This is a genomic window from Streptomyces sp. NPDC003697 (assembly GCF_053587115.1).
In genome coordinates, this window is the sequence record NZ_JBSFNN010000077.1 from 1 (window position 1) to 18,965 (window position 18,965).

Annotated in this window: 17 protein-coding genes and 2 pseudogenes; 14 read left to right on the forward strand and 5 right to left on the reverse strand. The window is 67.5% G+C overall.

The features are described 5' to 3' along the window. Positions 1–190 precede the first annotated feature (190 nt). Positions 191–676: a hypothetical protein gene (locus ACWDNY_RS24870; RefSeq protein WP_451648006.1), complete on the reverse strand. Its 486-nt coding sequence runs from the start codon at positions 674–676 to the stop codon at positions 191–193. Positions 677–1,147: 471 nt separating this feature from the next. Here ACWDNY_RS24870 and ACWDNY_RS24875 point away from each other — a divergent pair. Next, positions 1,148–1,300, forward strand: a pseudogene (locus ACWDNY_RS24875) (maleylpyruvate isomerase family mycothiol-dependent enzyme); the annotation flags it as partial. A 61-nt stretch (positions 1,301–1,361) separates the two neighbouring features. Here the strand turns inward: ACWDNY_RS24875 and ACWDNY_RS24880 are convergent. After that, positions 1,362–1,898 (reverse strand): hypothetical protein, encoded by a 537-nt coding sequence (locus tag ACWDNY_RS24880; RefSeq protein WP_020937384.1) that lies wholly within the window; start codon positions 1,896–1,898, stop codon positions 1,362–1,364. Positions 1,899–2,226: 328 nt separating this feature from the next. Between ACWDNY_RS24880 and ACWDNY_RS24885 the strand changes: the two genes are divergently transcribed. After that, positions 2,227–3,101 (forward strand): IS5 family transposase gene (locus ACWDNY_RS24885; protein WP_451648007.1). Its coding sequence is split into 2 segments (ribosomal slippage): positions 2,227–2,607 and positions 2,610–3,101, totalling 873 coding nucleotides; the frame shifts between segments, so codons are not numbered across the junction. Between the two features lie 52 nt (positions 3,102–3,153). Here ACWDNY_RS24885 and ACWDNY_RS24890 read toward each other — a convergent pair. The 3 genes from ACWDNY_RS24890 to ACWDNY_RS24900 form a co-directional block, all read right to left on the reverse strand. Beyond that, positions 3,154–3,852, reverse strand: a complete 699-nt coding sequence (locus ACWDNY_RS24890; RefSeq protein WP_451648008.1) for an alpha/beta fold hydrolase — start codon at positions 3,850–3,852, stop codon at positions 3,154–3,156. Positions 3,853–3,917: 65 nt separating this feature from the next. Beyond that, complete coding sequence (locus ACWDNY_RS24895; RefSeq protein ID WP_189879814.1) at positions 3,918–4,409, reverse strand: hypothetical protein; 492 nt, start codon at positions 4,407–4,409, stop codon at positions 3,918–3,920. Between the two features lie 166 nt (positions 4,410–4,575). After that, positions 4,576–4,923, reverse strand: coding sequence for a hypothetical protein (locus tag ACWDNY_RS24900; RefSeq protein ID WP_451648009.1), 348 nt, complete (start codon positions 4,921–4,923; stop codon positions 4,576–4,578). Between the two features lie 603 nt (positions 4,924–5,526). On the opposite strand from ACWDNY_RS24900, the gene ACWDNY_RS24905 reads away from it, so the two are divergent. The 12 genes and pseudogenes from ACWDNY_RS24905 to ACWDNY_RS24960 all read left to right on the forward strand — a co-directional run bounded on the left by ACWDNY_RS24905 (position 5,527) and on the right by ACWDNY_RS24960 (position 18,665). Continuing rightward, on the forward strand, positions 5,527–5,883 hold the full coding sequence (locus ACWDNY_RS24905; protein WP_451648010.1) for a hypothetical protein: 357 nt from the start codon (positions 5,527–5,529) through the stop codon (positions 5,881–5,883). A gap of 169 nt (positions 5,884–6,052) precedes the next feature. Beyond that, positions 6,053–6,436, forward strand: a complete 384-nt coding sequence (locus ACWDNY_RS24910) for a hypothetical protein (protein WP_451648011.1) — start codon at positions 6,053–6,055, stop codon at positions 6,434–6,436. 76 nt (positions 6,437–6,512) lie between these two features. Next, positions 6,513–7,820 carry a hypothetical protein gene (locus ACWDNY_RS24915; protein WP_451648012.1) on the forward strand — a complete coding sequence of 436 codons (1,308 nt, stop codon included), beginning with the start codon at positions 6,513–6,515 and terminating at the stop codon, positions 7,818–7,820. A 27-nt stretch (positions 7,821–7,847) separates the two neighbouring features. Continuing rightward, the gene (locus tag ACWDNY_RS24920) at positions 7,848–8,348 is read left to right on the forward strand and encodes a hypothetical protein (protein WP_451648013.1); all 501 of its coding nucleotides are present in this window, start codon (positions 7,848–7,850) and stop codon (positions 8,346–8,348) included. A 2-nt stretch (positions 8,349–8,350) separates the two neighbouring features. Continuing rightward, positions 8,351–8,812 (forward strand): hypothetical protein, encoded by a 462-nt coding sequence (locus tag ACWDNY_RS24925; protein ID WP_451648014.1) that lies wholly within the window; start codon positions 8,351–8,353, stop codon positions 8,810–8,812. A 244-nt stretch (positions 8,813–9,056) separates the two neighbouring features. After that, positions 9,057–9,269, forward strand: a complete 213-nt coding sequence (locus tag ACWDNY_RS24930; RefSeq protein ID WP_451648015.1) for a hypothetical protein — start codon at positions 9,057–9,059, stop codon at positions 9,267–9,269. A 239-nt stretch (positions 9,270–9,508) separates the two neighbouring features. Next, positions 9,509–10,105, forward strand: coding sequence for a transferase (locus ACWDNY_RS24935; protein WP_451648016.1), 597 nt, complete (start codon positions 9,509–9,511; stop codon positions 10,103–10,105). A 325-nt stretch (positions 10,106–10,430) separates the two neighbouring features. Further along, positions 10,431–11,693, forward strand: coding sequence for a ParA family protein (locus ACWDNY_RS24940; RefSeq protein WP_451648017.1), 1,263 nt, complete (start codon positions 10,431–10,433; stop codon positions 11,691–11,693). Beyond that, positions 11,690–12,811 (forward strand): ParB/RepB/Spo0J family partition protein, encoded by a 1,122-nt coding sequence (locus tag ACWDNY_RS24945; RefSeq protein WP_451648018.1) that lies wholly within the window; start codon positions 11,690–11,692, stop codon positions 12,809–12,811. Before ACWDNY_RS24940 ends, ACWDNY_RS24945 begins: the two co-directional genes overlap by 4 nt. A 54-nt stretch (positions 12,812–12,865) precedes the next feature. Beyond that, positions 12,866–13,204 (forward strand): annotated as a pseudogene (locus ACWDNY_RS24950) (winged helix-turn-helix domain-containing protein); the annotation flags it as partial. Positions 13,205–13,698: 494 nt separating this feature from the next. Continuing rightward, positions 13,699–14,151, forward strand: coding sequence for an effector-associated constant component EACC1 (locus tag ACWDNY_RS24955; RefSeq protein ID WP_451648031.1), 453 nt, complete (start codon positions 13,699–13,701; stop codon positions 14,149–14,151). Then, entirely contained in the window at positions 14,148–18,665 is a 4,518-nt protein-coding gene (locus ACWDNY_RS24960; RefSeq protein WP_451648019.1) for a caspase, EACC1-associated type, read from the forward strand. The genes ACWDNY_RS24955 and ACWDNY_RS24960 overlap by 4 nt, the downstream gene beginning before the upstream one ends. The last annotated feature ends 300 nt before the right edge of the window (positions 18,666–18,965 follow it).

An 18,965-nucleotide genomic window follows, 5' to 3' on the forward strand; every position in this document is an offset into this window, starting at 1 on the left:
GTGCGGGCACGGGCCCCAGCAGATGCGGAACGTTGACGATCAGCACGGTCAGCGACTGCCCGGCGCGCACCATGACGGACCCCCCGGAACCCACGCCCCGGGCTACGCGTACGGGCGGGCCCTCTGACTCTGTCGGGCCGGCCCGTGCCGTGTGTCGGCCCCGGTCGGCTGGTCTTCCCCGAAGTCCAACTCAGCCAGTCGCCAACTTCTGGATACGCGGATGGTTCTGCAGCGCCCACCGCACGGTCTTCGGCGCGCGCCCGAGCAGGGTTTCCAATTGGCCGGTGACGCCGCGGTATCCGCCGCCGCCGATCAGCCGGGCTAGGGTCTTTATGTGCTCCGCGGTGTGCGGAAACTCGGCCAGGGCGGGGTCGACGTAGGTCTCGTTCCAGGTTTCGACCTCTTCGGGCACGGGGCTGACCTGGCGTCCCAGCACAGCCCCGAAGTCCTGTGCGAACCCGTGCATGTCCTTCAGTTCCGGACCGGTGAGCTCGTAGATCTTCGAGATGTGCGGCGCCGGGTCGGCCAGGATCTTCGCGCACGCCTCTGCCACGTCGTAGCCCGCGCTGGGCGGGAAGCGGTGGTGGCCGAAGGGCAGGCGCGGGGCAGCGGCCCCGCAGACAGGAGGAGCAGGGTTCCACTGCTGGGCCTGCGGGGCCGGTGCAGATCCGGGCATTGGCCGACGCCACCTCCGTTGAGCTGGAGGAGCTGGCAGATCGCTGGACCGCGAGGCTCAGGTCAGCCGACGGGGACGAAATGACCGACGATGATCTGCTGGCGGTCCTGCAGGCAGTGTCCCGGCTTGCGGCGTCTGCGGTGACTACGGGCGGCGGCCTCTACAGCTGGAGCTTCTGACCGTCCGGGGAACCTCTTCTTGGGCGGCGGCGTCGCCGTTTCTGGCTGGGCGAGCCAGGAAAATGACACGGCGCTGGGAATCCAGCACATGACATGGCGTGGGAAGTCCAAGAACCGTCGAGGTCAGAGGTGCGGCAGATGACACGGGTCGCGGGAACCTACATCTCCTCTTTTCGGCGCTGGCCCACACCGGCCGGGGCGATGAAGCTGCCGCAGGTGCCGCTTGCGTCCGTTGCCGGCTGAGTTGTGGTCCGGCCTGTCGGGGCCTGCCATCGAGTGTGGAGCGGTTACGGACTGCACCATCCTCATCGAGCCGGTCACGTTTCTCCTGATGGCGCTCGGGCGCCGGGGCCAGTGGGGTCCCCTCGCTCAGGGCCGCATCCTGGTCGGGGGGCGCAAGCCCTGGCTCGCTCCGCGTTTCCCGGCTCTGTTCAAGGCGCCCTGAGCGCGACGGGCCGCGGCGGCCCGACGGTGGCCGACTGCCTGTGGTCGTACGGGCTCGGTGGTCACCCGGGTTCGGGGGCGGTGACGGCCGGGGCGGCGCCGAGGAGGCCGAGGAGGGTCTCGCGGTGGAGGTCCGCGATCGGGCCGAGGAAGTCCGGGTGGCGCAGCAGGGGGGCCGCGCGGTGGTCGCGCGGGCTGGGGATGGTCAGCCGGCGCGCGTCGCCCACGCTGTCGGGGCCGTGGTGGGTGGCGGCCAGGCAGGCGGCGGCCAGGGCGGCGAGGTCGGCGTCGGCCAGCAGGCAGGCCGCCCAGCTGACGACGGTCTCGTCGACCTGGGTGCGCCAGGCGTGGGTGGCGTCCGTCAGCGGGGGTGCGTCGGCGCCGGTGACGAAGTCCAGCCGGCCGGAGCCGCCGGGGCCGAGCAGGTCCAGCAGTTCAGCGTCCAGCGCGGTGGGGTAGCGCAGGGCGGCGGCGATGGTGGCCGCATGGCCTGCCTGGGCTTCGGCCAGGGCCTGGTTCAGCGGGCCGGTGGCCGGGGGGAAGGCCGCCAGCAGCCAGCGTGCGGAGGCGGCGATGACGGGCGAGAGCGCGGTGGGCATGGTGGACCGTCCTGTGCGTATGCCCGCCTGTCCTGGGTGTTCCGGTGTGGGTGATCCGGTCGCGGGCACTGCGCGCCCGGGCGGGGAGGTGCGGACAACGGTACGGCGGCCTCCCCCGGGGGCGACAGGAGCTGCGTCACAGCCGGGGATCACCCCCTGGCCTTCAGCACTTGCTCCCCACTCCTTCACCGGGGACGCCCGGGTCAGCCGGACGCAGGTGACGTCGATCGTCGCCAACACGCTGGCGCGCGAGACGCTCCGAGAGGCATTGGTCGCCACCTAGGGCGTGTATCGAAAGTGGATCTTCACCGTGCGATGATCTTGGGCCGTGGCACGGGGAGATCTGACGGACGCGCAATGGGCGGTGTTGGAACCGCTGTTGCCGAAGGGCAAGAGGCCGGGACGGCCGCCGAAGTGGGCCAAGCGGCAGTTGATCGACGGGATACGGTTCCGGGTTCGCACCGGCATCCCGTGGCGGGACCTCCCCGCCGAGTACGGACCGTGGGGTCGGGCGTACGACCTGTTCCGTCGGTGGCAGCGGGACGGCACCTGGTTTCGGATCTTCACCGCGCTGCAGGCCCAGGCCGACGCGAAACAGCTGATCACCTGGGACATCAACGTTGACTCCACGGTGTGCCGGGCCCACCAGCACGCCGCCGGGGCGAGGAAAAGGGGGAACTGCAGAAGGAACCGCCCGGCGGCGTCACCGTCGAGCCGGACGACCACGGGCTCGGACGCTCGCGCGGCGGCCTGACCACGAAGCTGCACCTTGCTGTCGAGCAGGGCCAGAAGCCCATGTCTATCGTGATCACTGCCGGGCAACGGGGCGATTCCCCACAGTTCCAGCCTGTCCTGAACAAGGTCCGTGTCCCGCGCCTTGGGCCGGGCAGGCCGCGCACTCGGCCAGATCGCGTGCGCGCTGACAAGGCGTACGCCTCCCGGAAGAACCGCGCTTACCTGCGGCGGCGCGGGATCCGCTGCACCATCCCGGACAAGGCCGACCAGGCCCGCAACCGCAAGAAACGCGGCTCGCGCGGCGGTCGGCCGCCACAGTTCGACCCGCAGGACTACAAGGCTCGGCACGCGGTCGAGTGCGGCATCAATCGCCTCAAAAGGCACCGGGCCGTGGCTACGCGGTACGACAAACTGGCGGTCCGTTACGAGGCGACCGTCCTCGTCGCTGCCATCAACGAGTGGCTGTGATCAGGGCAGTTGATACAACGCTGGCAAGGAGTCCGCAAACATGGACCTGCGGTCACGCCCCGGCTATGTCGAGGAAGACCTGCGCCAGTTCGCGTGGCTGGGAGAACATCGGCCAGTGGCCGGTGTCCATCTCGATCAGCCGCCAGTGCCCACTGGTCAGCAGCTTGGTTACGTCGTCGCTCGGCTCGGGGTCACCGAGCGTGCACTTGATGTAAGTCGCCGGGAGGTCGCCGAGCGGCCTTCCCAGCACGGCGGGTTCGGTCAGCGTGGCACCCGGGTGCGGCGTCGCACCGCCCACGATCCGTGCGATCTGCTCATCGGTGAGACCGTGGCCCTCGAAGTGGGCCGCGGGCGCGACCGGCCAGAATCCTCCGTTCTCGGCGATCGATGCCCTCATCATCGCCCCGCCGTCCGGCCAGGCGGAGACGAACGGTTCACCATCAGCCGGAACACTGGAGTCAAGGAAGACCACGTGCGCTAGCCGGTCGCCGATCCGCCCGGCGGCCTGACCGCTCGGGACACCCGAGTAGCTGTGACCTACCAGAACGACTTCACGCAGGTCCTGGCGCTCGACCTCATCAACGATGTCCTGTACGTGGGTCTGCTGACCAGCTGGCACACCTTGCTTCTCAGCGAGACCGGACAGCGTCAGCGGGTGGACGCCATGGCCGGCCGCACGCAGATGCGGCACCACATCGTCCCACGCCCACGATCCGAGTCGCGCACCTGCAACTAGCACAAAGTTCGCCATGGCCGCACCGTAGCGGAGCGGCCCGACGACCGCTCCGGAAATACTTTCGATACACGCCCTAGGCCCTACTTCTCGATGACGAAGTAGATGGCCCGGTGCTCATCCACCTTCTCCAGCAGGCCACTGTCCGCCAGTCGTCGGTACACCTCTCGGATGTACTTCTCGGAGGGGTGGTAACCGGCGTCTCGCAGGGTCTGCATTCCGCGGCTCGGGTCCCAGGTTCCGCCGAGCGCGCGAACGGACTTCTCCAGGGACTCTCGCTGGGTGTTCTCAGCCTTCTGCACCTTGGCCATGTGGTTGCGGATGCTTTCAGGGGCGCCCTTGTAGTCGCAGTGGTCGCACTTCTTCCAGGCGCCCGCTTCGACGGCTGCGTCAGTGACGGGGTTGTCGGGGCCGTAGCCCTGGCTCTTTAGGAGTTCGGCGACGGAGCCGTTGTGGTGGACGGCGAGGTAGGCGGCTTCGGCGATCTTGTCATGACCGGCGGCGAAGGTGCGTCCGTAGCCGATGGCGGTCTGGCAGCCGCAGTAGCAGCGGTTGGTGGTCGCGGTGTCTGTCATGCCGTCAGGTTAGCTACCCCGGAGGACGCTAGAAGGCTTGGAAACCCTTGGATTTCTAGGGTGATAGAAAGTGGGTGGCGCTCCGTGCCCCACGCTGGGCGCTACATGTCCGTTGGCCGTAGCAATACGAGAGGCCTACTCCAAGCGTTGTTGGTAGGCCGTCCGATCACCGGCGGCGGCGCTGCTCCCCGCATGGCGGACGCAAGTAGGGCGGCAGGTCGTCGATGAAACCCTTCTGGACCTGCTCCTGCTTGCCTGTTCGGGGCGCCAATTTGCCGGATGCCTGGGCCGCCGCCTTCGTCTTCCCCCTGGCGGCGATCACCGCGACGACGAGCGCGACCTCCAGGCCGGCGAAGATGCCGCCGACCACGTGGCCCGCCACGGTGCGCGACTGGAACGCCGCGACCCAAGGCAACAGGGCGAAGCTGACGGCGAGCGCGAAAGCGCACCCGCTGCCACCGCTGCGGCTGCGGTACCTGCGTCTCGTGCTGGTGCTGGCGTAGAACGGGCCCACCTTGACGCCAAATCTCGTGGAACGTCCCCTATAGGCGCGAGTTTGGCGCCACCGTACAGCGGGGGAACCGGCCGCAAGGCTGGTCGCACGCCCTACTACGTCGCCACCCGCTCGACATCGCAGTTCATGCAGCGCCCGTCCACATGCCAGCCGCCCTCAATACGTCCCTCGTCCAGGGCCCGTTCCCCTCCGCACCGCGCCCGCCGACCGGCCGCTCACCATCAGAGACTCGAGGGAAGCCACCCGGCACTAACTCGTACTCATGCGCCCGGTTCCTGTCTGTGGAGCTGCCAGCGCCTCGGAAGGGGTGGACACTCCGAGACGACTGGAGACGGCGCCATGACGACGCTTCACCAACTGATGACTCCCGAGAACCATCTCCGCGTTCAAGGTCGACGAGGTGTCCGGGTGTAGAACGGGCGAGGTGCCTGCTGGTGCGGTGTCAGGTCAATGTCTCCCGAAGCCAGGCCCTTTCGACCCGGCTGGTGAGCGACGATGAGCATGCCGCGCCGGTAGGGGTCGTCGGTGTCGCCGGCGCCCAGTAGGCGGTCCGAGGTACCTCGAATCGAGGCAGGAGCCGGGATGGCATAGACCGAGGAATGGGTGATCACACGGGCGCGCAACGCTCACGACATACGGCCCGAACGGGCGGCACTGCTGGTGATCGACATGCAAGACGAATTCGTCCGGCCCGGCTGGAGTCCCTACTGGGTGCCCGCAGCCACCCGGATGGCGCCCCGGTCGCACCAATTGGTCGAAGAATGCCGGGCGACGACCTCCGTCCCGGTGATCTGGACCATCTTCGACCGTGGCTACAAGGTCGTCTTCGGCTCCGACGACACGGCAACCGACGACGAATCCCGGCAAGAACCCGAACTCGCAGTCCTACGCAAGGGTTTCGCCCTCGTGCTGACCGCCGAAGAGATCACTAACCGACTGACCACAGCCACTCTGACATGAGAGGACGAGCAGCGGGCGAACGTTGCCTGCTGCGGCACTAGCTTGGAGGCGAAAAGCCTGGTCATTTAACCTGTCAGGTGCACGTGAGGAACAAACGGACGGGGGGCTCGTGGTTGGAGACGCAGAGGAACCGGGTGGGATCGGCAGCGGAGCCGTGCATTCCCTGGGGGTGCGGCTGAACCAGCTACCTGGCACGCAAGGCGGCGGCCGTTCTGTCGGCCAGCCGGATTTGGCGTCCTCGCCAGCGGAGAAGCAGGTCGCCGCGAAGGCGCTCGAAGACCACATCGAGCCCGACGTCAAGAAGGCGGGGGACTGGGCCGACGAGGAGACGGGCGCTGTTGTGAAAGCGTTCGGGCCCAGGGACGGGGATGGCTGGCTCACCTCAGGCGCAATGAGCAAGGCGCACAAGACCTGGGGTGAGCAGGTGCGGAACCTCATGAACCGGCTGTCCTCGGAGAAGGCGGCGTTGCGCGCCACCAACACCGTGTTGTCGGGCACGGACGCTGGAGTCGGGTCCGAAGTTCGCGCGTCGTCATCGCTGGATGGGTTCTGATCGCGCGGGCATTGCCGCTAACCAAGCACATTGCGTCACGTAACGGGGGGCACCAGTGCCGACGTACCACGAGGTCATGACGACCGACCTATCCACGCTCACCACCGCCGCCGAGCGTTGGGACGGCATGGCGAAGCAGTTCCACAAGCAGGAAGTGGCATACAAGCGGGATGTGCACGGCATATCCATGGGGCAGGCCTGGACGGGCTTGAGCGCGCAGGCCGCCAATGAGCGCTTCGACATCACTCTGAAGGAACTGCAGAACGCCCAGAGCGAGGCGAAGGCCGTCGCCTCCCTCCTGAGGGACGCGCACACACAGTTCACGAGCCTGCGCGCGAAACTTGCATCGGCCCGCGCGGACGCCGTTGAGGCGGGCATGAAGGTTTCCGAGCAGGGACGGGTGGTCTTCGACACCGAGAAGCTGACCCCTGCCGAGCGTACCGCCTATATCCACGACCCCGACTATCAGGACAGCGTCCGCAGAGCAGTCAGTTCCTGGCAGCAGCTGATCGACCAGCGGGTGAAGGACGTAGGAGACCTCGACAAAGACGTCCAGACCGCAGTGCAGGCCGTGGTGATCGACGGCAACATCAGCGATGGCACCCTCACCGGCTTCAACGGCCAGGCCCAGGGTGACATCGACACCTACGCGGGCCAGAACCCGGCCTATTCGAAGAGCAGTGACTGGGACTCCGAGGGCAAACTCAAGCTGACCGGACCCGGAGCCGGCTTCACCGTCACTACCGACCCGAAATATGGTAAGGAAGGATCGATCAAGGCCTATGCCGACCTCTTCCACGCGACCGCGGAAGGGACCCTGACGCAGGGAGACTTCAAACTTGCCGGGGTAGCTGACGGCTACGGAGGAGCCAGAGCCACCGCGAACTACGGCTTCAACGACAAGGGTGTGGTCGGCAAGGCAGAAGCGTCCGCAGGGCTGCGGGGGCTGGCCGAAGGTCGGGCCGAATACGGGCCCTACGCCGGAATCTACGGACGCGCCGAAGGATTCGCCGGCGCCGAAGCCGGGGTCAACGCCAAGGCGACAAAGGAGGAGTTCACCGTCGGGGCGAAGGCATTCGCCGGAGCCAAGGGCACCATCGCCGGCGGCGGGGAGGTCGCCGGCATCGGGTTCGGCGCAGCGGCGGAAGGCTGGGCCGGTCCTGGAGCCGAGGCCTGGTGGGGCTACAAGAAAGACGACGAAGGCGTATGGCACCTCGGAGGCAAGGCCGGTGCCTCACCCATCCTGGGCGGCTCCGTGGGAGTCGAAATCACTGTTGATCCGGACAAGCTGAGCAAGAGCGTCGGTGACGCCGCCGACGCGATAGGCGATGCGGTCGACGACGGCATCGGCTCTGTCAAGAGCACCGTCACGGACTGGATCTGACCCACTCCCTCGGAAGGAGGGCTGGAAATGCCCACGACACTACCCCTGCCATTGAAGTTCCGGCTGCCAGAAGGCTGGCTCCCGGCCCGTCCCGAGGGAGGCTTCAACACCGCAGATGTGGCCTTCGCCGCAGTGCATCCGCAGCCGGACGCTGGCTTCGCCGCCACCATCACCATCGATGGCGGCGTCCCCCCCAACGCGGCGACACTGACTGGCCTGGCAGACGAGGCGGCGCAGCGCCTGCACGAGATCGCCGAGTCGGTGACGGTGACCCACCGCCGCAAGGTGGGCTCCGCGGATGCACCCGCTCTGACCCAGCGACTAACCTTCTCCGCCGTCGTCGACGGCACACGCCGCGACCTGATCCAGTCCCAGGTATACCTCTCCCTGACGGACATCGTGGATCCCCACAAGCGGGCAGTAATCCGACTGATCCTCACCGCCACCGCGGCCCAGCACGACGCCGTCCTGCAAAGCTTCCAGACCTTCGTTCGCACGGTCGGTCCAGACACTAAGGAAGGGGCATAGCGATGGGCCTTTGGAACAGGCTGACCGGTACCAAGCATCCCGACGGCAACACTGCACCGCTGCCGCACACGGAGGTCCGGGCCGCGCTGCTCGCAGTCAACGAACCCGACGTGCCCTACCGCGTGCGCAACGCCCTGCCGGCCGAAAAGGCCGACCTGGTAGCCGAGTGCCACATCCAGCGAGTGGGCGTGCGCCTCAAGACCAGCATGCGCCTGGTCCCGGACAAACAAGAGGTGCGCTTCCTGCACGAGCGGTGGGAAACCCGCTCGGCCGCCAACGCCAACACCCAGTACGGCCGCGGTCATGCGCCTGCGGTGTTCCGCCAGTGGGAGACCCAGCAGGGTCCCGACGGCAAACGGCACAAGGTCGAGGCGTTCCGCTTCGACACCCGAGAGATGACAGACCCCCTGCAAAACGCAGTACTGGGCGCCGGATGGACCTGGCGAGGGGTCTTCAGACTCTGACCCCCGCTGGGACAGCCCATGGTCATCGTCACACCCGGGCTGTGACGGAAGGCGTTAGCGGATTGGTGGGCGGCAGGCCAGGCGCCGGCTACCGTCGACGACGACGGCGCACTCGGCGCCCAGCGTCCGATGCGTTTGCCCCGCCCGCTTACTCGAGCTCGACGCCTGGCCGGCCTGACCGAATCAGATCTTCAGCGTTGGTCCGGCGCTGGAGGGACCCACCTCTGATCAGGAACCCATCCCAGTGCTGGAACACTATGCGCGCGCCGTGTGGATTGATGCGCCGCTCGACGGCGAAGTCAGTGCTGGGATACGAGTAAAGGGCGACGGCATCTCGTCCGAAGACGTGCGGCAGCTGGTCGAGCGGGTCCATGCCGCGCTCGACCAGCAGCGGTCCGGCCTTGAGGGGGGCATAGCGACTGGGTGGTGTTCATGCCGCAAACAGGGTGCGCGCTGAGCCTGGACGATTTCCTCGTGACCCGACTGGTCGAGCTCGCAGTGATGACCTGGCGGTCAGTGTGGGCCTCAGCGCGCCGGAGCTTGCCGGTGCTGCCCTCGATCCGGTGGTTGCGCTGTTGACCGGGCTGGCCGTCCGACGCCAAGGTGAAGCGGCAGTGCTGCGCGCCCTGACCCGCGCGGAGCGGGCACCAGTTGCGATCAACGTGTTCTGATTGCGTCAGCTCGTGTCGCGCGGGCATGGGCTGGGCCGAGCGCAAACGCCCCGCGATGGGCCCCACCGCGATCATCGGCGGCGGTGTGATCATCGGGTCGGAAGCAAAGGTGTGGGAGTTCACCACCATCCGTGGTCACACCCTCATCGAATCCGGGGCCTCGATCGGCTTCAACTGCGAGGTCACCAATGCCTACGTCGGCGCCGACAGCGTGCTGGGACACCGCATCGGCATCAACCGCACCCTGCTCGGCAGGGGCGTCCGCCTATCCGCGAACGTCGCCGTCGCCGCAATCCACCTCACTGGCAACATGACCTGCGAAGTCATCCTCCGCCTGCCCGACGGGCATTACCGCTGCCGCACCGCCCGCTTCGGCGCCGTCATAGGCGACCACACTCAGACCGGCATCAACATCACCATCGGCCTCGGCGCCGCTGTCGGACGCCACTGCCAGATCAACTCCCACGCCGCTATCGGCCCCATCCACGTCATCCCCACTCACCACCTCATCACCCCGCCACCAAACCCGCCCCACGCCTGTCCCCCGCACGCGGGCGAACCGCGAACCCGCTGCCCAAGCTCACCGCTCGGCCACCCGACAGCGATACGGCCGGGACGATGACCATGTGAGCGTCGAACTCGGGGTCGACCTCGCACGGCAGGCACTGCGGCCAAGAGTCACCGTTCGGGCCGGCCGTCCAGCGCATCCTGACCACACATCGGCAGCCCACGCGCTCTACACCACGCACGGGCTGCCGTGATCACCGCACGCTGACCTATTACGCCGTAATAGCAACCGACCACACACGCCGCGCCCTCGCCAGGCGCTGTCGGCCATTACGGCGTAATAGCCCGGACGACGCCCTGGCCTCCTGCCACCCCCAGCAGATCGATCTACTAACGTGTCAGTACTTCAAATCCGCGCCGCCGTTAGTAAGGTGTCCACCATGAGTTCGCCAGCCTCCTCCAACGACCGCGAGAAGGTCGTCTCCAAGCTGCCGGGATGGCTCCGGCAGAACCTCAAAATCAGAGCCGCTCAGCACGGCATCGAGATCCAAGCCGCCGTCGAACAAGGCATCAGGGACTGGTGCAGCCTCGCCTCCACCCCTGCCACCATCGATACGGCCGGCGCAGACTCCTTCTCCACTTTCCTGCCCCCCGGCCAGTGGGACGAGTTCCGCCAAGCAGCCGCAGACCGCCGCGTATCTCTCATCCAAGGCCTGGCCCAGTCCGTCCAACTCTGGCTCGACACCAACCCCGCACCCGATGTCGAACGCCCGGAAATCACCCGTCGCATCATCGTCTGCAACCAGAAGGGCGGCGTCGGCAAGACAGCCATCACCGCCGGCCTCGGCGAAGCCCTCGCCGAAGACCCCAACACTCTCCACGCCGTCCAAGTAGCCAAAGCACTCGCCAAAGCACTACGCGCAAGCGACGCCAGCCCCGACGGTGAGCCGACCTACGACCCGCTCGACATTGAGAACCTGCCCGGCCTCGGACTCCGCGTACTCCTCGTCGACTTCGACCCGCAGTGCCACCTCACCAACCAGCTCGGCGCCGCACCCCTGCCCATGACCGGTGACAGTCTCACCAACCACATGGCAGGCGACCCAAAGGGAGACCTCCGAGACCTCATCGTCTCCATCGACGACGACACCTTCAACGGCCGACTCCACCTCCTGCCGGCCTGCAATGACGCCTTCCTCCTTGACGTACGCCTGTCCGCCGTACGCGCACGCGAAGCTGCGCTCGAGCGCGCGCTCGCCCCACTTGAAGCCGACTACGACGTGATCCTCGTCGACTGCCCGCCCAGCCTCGGCCTCAGCATGGACGCCGCCGCCTACTACGGCCGCCGCCGCGACGACGAAAGGCCTGGCCAATCCGGCGCCCTGATCGTCGTACAGGCCGAGGACAGCTCCGCGGACGCCTACCAACTGCTCACCACGCAGATCGAAGACCTCCGCAACGACCTGCAAGTCGACATCGACTACCTGGGCATCGTCGTCAACCTCTACGACTCCCGCCGGGGGTTCATCGCCACCTCCTCGCTACAGGGGTGGGTCGACATAAAGGACCCCCGGGTCGTCGGACTCATCGGAGACCTCAAGGAACAGAAGGAAGCAGTACGAATGAAGCAACCCCTGCTGTCCTACGCCCCCAAATCACAGCAGGCCATCGGAATGCGCGCACTGGCCCGGGAGATCGCATGAGCAAGGCCGACCAGCTGGGCGCAGGCCGCTTCGGCGGGGGAGTACGCCACGTCAGCGCGCGTCGCCAGGCTGTCGCCGCTGCCACCGGAGTCCCCACCGACGGCATCGCACCACCCACCGAACTCCCCCCGCAGCGCATCAGCCTCAACCCCGACAACCCCCGCTCGAGCCTTGGTGACCTCACTGACCTCGCAGGCAGCCTGAAAACCCACGGCCAGAAGCAGGCGATCACGGTCATGAACCGCGACGCCTACATCAAGGCCAACCCCGAACGCGAAGCTGACCTCGAACCCGACACCACCCATGTAGTCATCGACGGCAGCAGCCGCCTCGCCGCTGCCCGTGAAGCACAGCTCCCCACCATCAAGGTCATGGTCAGCGACGACCAAGGCACCAACTCCGAGGAACTCCTCGAATCAGCCCTGGTCGCCAACATCCACCGGCAAGACCTTGAAGAGCTCGACGAAGCCCGAGCCCTGCAAAGGCTGCTGACCATCCACGGCAGTCAGACCGCACTGGCCAAGCGACTCCACCGCTCACAAGGCTGGGTCTCACAAAGGCTGGCACTACTCAACCTCACATCCGACCTCCAGGCCCGCATCGGCGAAGAGCCCATCGACCTGTTGCGTGCAGTCGGCAACAAGCCGGCCGAACAGCAAGAAGCGGCGCTCAAGCAACTCAAGGAGGAGCGCGCCCGCAAGGAAGCGGAGAAGTCAGAACGCCGCCGTAAGAAGACGGAGACGACCAACGAACCGGACACCCGGGAGACTGGGAAGCCTGACAGCTATTACGGCGTAATAGAAGGCGGCGAGCCGACCCCACCGCCAGAACCGACAGCTGCAGAACGAGCACCTCAGCAAGCGGTACCCGAACCGCGGACGGGCTCATCCCCGCGAGACACGGATGAGCACACTGGAGCGGGGCCTCAAGTGCGTAAAGTCCCGTACGACGAGCCCGGCAGCCTTGCGATGCTTCTTGACAGGAGGATCGAAGCAGACGACACCTTCTTCACCCTCCTCCAGTATCTGAGCAGGAGAGCACTGGAAAGAGACCCAGCACGGCTCGAGAAGCTCGCTCGCTCATTCGCGGAGCAAGCCGCCGCTACTCAGACCGGATGACACGAACACCCCCGAAGAGGGCCCGCTGCGCGAGCTGGCTCTCTTCGTTGCTCCCACAAGCTGTGGCGGGACGGCGGTTGTGAGGCTCTGGCCTCCCGTGGCCCGGGCCGGTCGCGATGCCGTCCGTCACCGTGCTGCTTGGAGAAGCGCGCCGGGTATATCGAGCAGGGGCCGGCCGCGCATGGATGGGTGGAGGATCAGGTGTGGACTGCGGCGAGGATGGCCACGCTGATCGGCGGGAAGTTCCACGTCTCCTACAGCGTCTCGGGTGCAGCGAGGCTGATGCAGCGGCTCGGCCTCAAAGGACGAACCTGGGGCCGGCGCGGTCACACCCCGGTCGTGACCGTCAGCGGCCGCCGCTCGGGGCGCCTGTCGGTGGCCGGGCTGATCGCCGAGCCACGGCGCGGGACTGCTGCAGCCTGTTGACTGCTCAGGATCTACCAACCGTGAGACGGTCTATCAGCACGAAAGACGCTGATGAGGTGGTCAGGCATCCCGTAGCTCGCTGGCTGTCGTCTGTCGAGCTTCCTCCCTGACGTGCCCTCCACCAAGGCGTTCGTGAGGCGGCGTTCGGACGGCAACGACTCACAGCGTGCAGGAGCGGAACCGGAGCAGGATCGGGGGAGACCGGGTGACAGCCTTCCGAAGCACCACACCCGCGGAGATAGACCCGAGCACGGACATGAGGAGACCTGGAATCCCGGCTGGCCCCACTCCCTGAAATGTCCAGGAACACGTCGAGTCGGCTGACCGGAGGGCGCACGGGGTAGACCGCCCCCAGAGCCATCCCGAACCTGGCGGCTTTCCCCTCAACTCTGGGCCGCTGATCTGGACGACGACGAACGGACCGAAACCCCGGCAGGGCATGATCCCGCTGTCTTAGCATGATGTCCGGCTACCGGTGGGACGGATGCGGGAGCGGAGAAACTGTGGACCTGCACATAGAAGTCCGGATTGCGGAGGGCGTCGGCGACGTCACCGGCGCCGCCGACGAGACGCGCTCCTTACTCGCATGGCTCACGGATGATGACGGACTGCGGGGCAGAGTCGCCCCTCAGGAGAGACCACCGGTGCCCGGCACCCTTGGACCGGCATTGGACGGACTCCTCGTCGCGCTCGGCTCCGGCGGCGCAGCCACCGGACTCACCACAGCCCTGGTGTCCTGGATCCGCAGCCGACGCGGTTCCGTCACAGTCAAAGCCACCCGGCCCGACGGCGCCTCAGTGGAGATCTCCACCAAGCTTGTCGCGCCGATGACCGCCCAGGAGTTGAGGACCTTCGTCGCCAACACATCTCGCATCCTCGACGGCGGTCAGGCACCCGACGGCAGCGGGTCATGACCCAGCCCGCCGACTCACCGGACGAACCGGCCGCCTCCGTGCCCATCAGTGCGCTGGCGTTCGCCGGAGCCCGGTTACTCCTCATCGGCACCAGCACCCACAACGGCCCAACGCTGACCTCGGTACCGGCAGTGTCCCGCAGTGTCGAATCCTTGGCCGCCACTCTCACCGAACGCTGCGGAGTGGACCCCGACCGACTGCACACCCTCATCGACCCGGCCGACGCCCGCACGATGGCCCTGGCGATCACCGACGCAGCACACCAAGCGGACAGCACCCTCCTCGTGTACTACGCCGGGCACGGGCTCATCGGCCCCGGTGACGAGCTGTACCTCGCCGCCTGCGCCACCGACCGGCTGACCCCAGGGCTGGCTGCCCACCAGGCGCTTCCCTTCTCGGCCCTGCGCGAAGCGGTAACAATGTGCAACGCCGGGTCCGTGATCGTCGTACTGGACTGCTGCTTCTCCGGCCGGGCCCGACTCGGCGCCGACGCTTCCCAGCCCACGCCCTTCAACCTGCCCGCCGGGCACGGCATATACCTCATGGGCTCCGCCGAGCAGCTGGCCCTGGCCCCGGACGACGCGGAACACACCACCTTCACCGGTGAGTTGATCCGACTGCTGCGGGAGGGCGATCCGCGCGCCCCGCGACTGCTCACCCTGGACGACGTCTACGACCATCTCTTCCGCGTGCTGCGGGCACGGGGCGGACCGCTGCCACGCCGACAGGCCGGCGACCGCTCCGGCGGGCTCGTCATCGTCGTCAACGCGGCCGCACCGACGATCGGCGAGCAGGACAGCACAGCCGCCCAAGACCCTGTACCGGGCCCCTGTCCCTACCCAGGCCTCGAACCCTTCACCGCGGACGAGGCCGGATACTTCCACGGCCGCAACGAACTGATCGAGGAGCTACTGAAGGGCTGCGCCCGAGCCGTCGAGGGAGGACAGCCGCTCGCTGTCGTCGGACCGTCCGGCGCCGGCAAAACCTCCCTGCTGCACGCCGGTCTCCTCGCCACCCTGCGCGCCGGCACCCCGCTGCTGCCCGGCTCGGCCGCCTGGCCCTGCGTCGTCCTAACCCCCGGCGAACACCCCACCCGCGCACTGGCCGCCGCGCTACGCCCCGACGGCGCGGGGGAAGCGGCCCTACTGTCCGAGGATCCGCGCACTGCCGCCAACTGGGCCCGCGATCTGGTCCCGGATCCCCGACGGCGACTGGTGCTGCTGGTAGACCAGCTGGAGGAACTGTTCACCGCGTGTCGCAGCCAGTCCGAACGAACCGCCTTCGCCACCGCGCTGACCTGCCTGGCCGACGCCGGGACGCTCGTAGTTACCGCCCTGCGCGCCGACTTCTACGGCCACGCCCAGGCGATGCCCGCGCTGGCCTCGATACTCCGCGACAACCAAGTACTCGTCGGACCGATGCGGCACGAGGAACTCCGGGCCGCGATCGAACGCCCGGCGCAGGCAGTCGGTCTGGAACTCGACGAGGGCCTCGCCGACCTGCTCATCCACGAACTGGGGGCCGCCCGGCTGGCCCAGTCCCAGACGGGCACTCTGCCGCTGCTCTCACACGCGCTCTGGGCGACCTGGCGGTACCGCAGCGGCCGACGGCTGACCATCGCCGGTTACCGCCAGAGCGGCGGCATCGACGACGCCATCAGGCAGACCGCCGACGAAACCTACGCGCACCTGGACGACGCCGGCCGGGCCGCTGTGCGCCGCATGCTGCCACGGCTGGTCCGCATCGACGACGAGGCGGTCGACACCACCCGTCCGGTCGATCGCACCGCGCTCCTGGACGGCCTGCCAGATCCCCGGGCCGCCGAGCGTGCCCTGAACCAGCTGGCCGCGGCCCGACTGCTGGTCCTCGACGAGCGGACGGTCCGCATCAGCCACAACGCCCTGCTCCATGCCTGGCCACTACTGCGGCAATGGATCGACGCCGACCGTGACTGGCTACGCATCCGTCAGCAGGTGGCCGTCGACGCAGACGCCTGGTGGCAAGCGGACAGGCACCCCTCGCTGCTGTATCGCGGTCCCCGGCTGGCCGCCACCAGACAACGCCTCGAGGTCGCGGGCCTGACCGACTCGGGCCACGAAGGGTACGCCGGTGACCTAGAACCTCGGCTTGCGGCGTTTCTGGACCAGTCGTGGCACTACGAACGCCGGGCCACCCGCATCCGCACGACCGTCATCGCCTGTCTGTGCGTGCTCACCCTCTTCGCCATGACCGGCGGAGTACTGGCCTGGATGTCCGGGCAGCGGGAAGCCAAGCAACGCCGCACTGCGGTCTCACGGCTGGTCACGGAGGAGGCGGAAGCGTTACAGAGGGGCCGTCCCGGACTGGCCAAGCAGCTCAGCATGGTCGCGAACCGGCTGAATCCGGACGCCGGTACGGCATCCATGATCGCCAGCATGGACCTGCCAGGCGTCCTGCAGCAGGATGCCCCCGCCGGGGACATCTCCCTCGATGCCGACGGTGCCACCATGGCCATCTCCACCGGTTCCGGCGTCAGCCTGTGGGACGTCACCCACGGCCGAGGCCGCCTCGGGGACCTAGGAGAGATGAACACTGGGGCCGTGGCGATGAGCCCTGACGGCCGATTGCTGACGGCCGTGCACGCGACGGATACAGCGAGCGGTTCCGTGGGACTGTGGGACATCACCGAACCGGACAGACCGCACCCCGTCGCTGTCCCCCCACAGAAGGTCAAAACGCTGTCGCTGGCCATCAGCCACGACGGCCACATGCTCGCTCTCGGCCACGTCGACGGCAGCATCGAATTGTGGGACGTCTCCCACCGCACCACTCCCCGCCGACTGCGGACACTGCACGGTCACACCGGGGATGTCGACTCGCTCGCCTTTGCACCCTCCAGGTCACTGTTGGGCAGCGCAGGCAAAGACGGCACGGTACGACTATGGGACGCGTCCCCCCACGGCCGCACCTCCGCGCTGGCAACCATGCCCGGACTCAGAACGGGCTCCAACACCTACAGCCTCCAAGGCACACCCCTGCACCGGGTGGCGTTCAGCCCAGACGGACGGCTTCTGGCAGGGCCGGGGGACGGGAAGGACACCCAGGTCCGGCTGTGGCGGGTGCAGGACAAGGGACAGACCTCACTCCTTGGTACGGTCACAGACAAATGGGCGACCGTCTGCCAGACGGACCTGGCTTCGGTGGCGTTCAGCCCGGACGGCAAGAGCCTCGCCGGCGCCTGTGACGCTGACACCGTCCTCTGGGACGTCGACCCACCCTCCCGACCGCACAAGAGCAGCGACCTGCAGGGCGCTCAGGACGCCGACGGGATGGCCGGCCCGGCCCTCTTCACGCCGCACGGCCACCAATTGCTCCGAGCCACAAAGCGAGGAGTCCTGCTGTGGTACGTGGAGAACCCCGCCCAGCCCACCGCCGCCGCCAGCTTCGGGGCAACTCCGTCGGGCTTTCAGACGACCACGCGGTTCAGTGGCGGCGCCCGGCGGCTGCTCGTCATCCACGGAGCCGATCGCGGCGCTCTGTGGGACTTGACCGGTGCGGCCACGCTGCACAAGAGCCTCGCTCGGCTACCGGGCAGCGGTGACATCGGCGCGGAGGGCGCCACCTTCAGCCCGAACGGGCGGATCGTCGCACTCAGCGAATTGAGCAACAGCAGGCATGTAGTCCGACTGCGGGACACCACCCGGCCCGGTGCACCGATCCTCAGCACCATCACCGACATCGCCAACGGCGTCGAAGACCTCTCCTTCAGCGCGGACGGAAATCTGCTGGCCGTCGCCGACAACAACGACAACAACGATGCCGTGACCAGACCGCCCTCAGTCAGGATCTTCGACGTCACCAACGTCTCGCACCCCCGGCAGACCGCGTCCATGAAAGGCGGCTTCTACTACCTCACCTTCGCGCCCAAGGGCCGACTCCTAGTCGCCAACTCCAGCGACAAACTGTTCTCCTGGACCGTGACAAACCCACACCATCCAGCGCCTCAACCGACCCGTTGGCTCACGCCCGGCTCAACGGTCTCCCAGTCGGCCTTCCGCCCCGACGGCAAACTGCTTGCTGTCACCGACACCCAGGACACGACGCGCCTGTGGCCGATCGAGGACGGTCGAATCAACGCCGCCGACCCGATCATGATGCGCACGGTCGGTTCGGGCAGCAGCATCACCTTCAGCCCCGACGGCCGAACCCTTACCTGGAGCAGCTCCGGCGAACTGAACGGCCCTCACGGAAACTTCGACAACCACATCGAATTATGGAACCTGAGCAACTGGCGGACCCCGCTCTCCGAAGCTTCCTTCGCCTACGGCCTGGGCAGCCTCGGTGGATTCGGGGGCCTGTCGTACAGCACCCAGGGCAAGCCCCTGCTCGCCGCCGGCGGCACCACCGTGAACGTCTGGTCCACAAACCCCTCAGACCTCACCTACATCCTCTGCAAGAGCGTCGGTGACGTCATCACCAAGGACCAGTGGGACATGTACGTCCCCGGAGAGCCATACGATCCACCTTGCTCATGACCGAAGCCCATCGATACGACGCCGGCTCCCGCGTCCCCCACGGAAGTAGGTCGCTGGCGAGACCGACAAGGAGCTCAAGCGGGTCCCCGGCGAGGACGGCACCCTGCCCCGACTGCTGACGCAGTCGAGCCGTCGACGAGCGGGGCGACATGGCCCTCAAGGTGAGGTATCCGGTGACGGGGAGACCACGCTCCCAGGGAAAACAGCTCAGGCACAGCGGCCGAAAAGATCCGCACCAGCTGCCAGGCCAGCTGTTCAGCGCGGTCATCAGCACCCCCCTGTCGCCCAGGCGCACGGTCC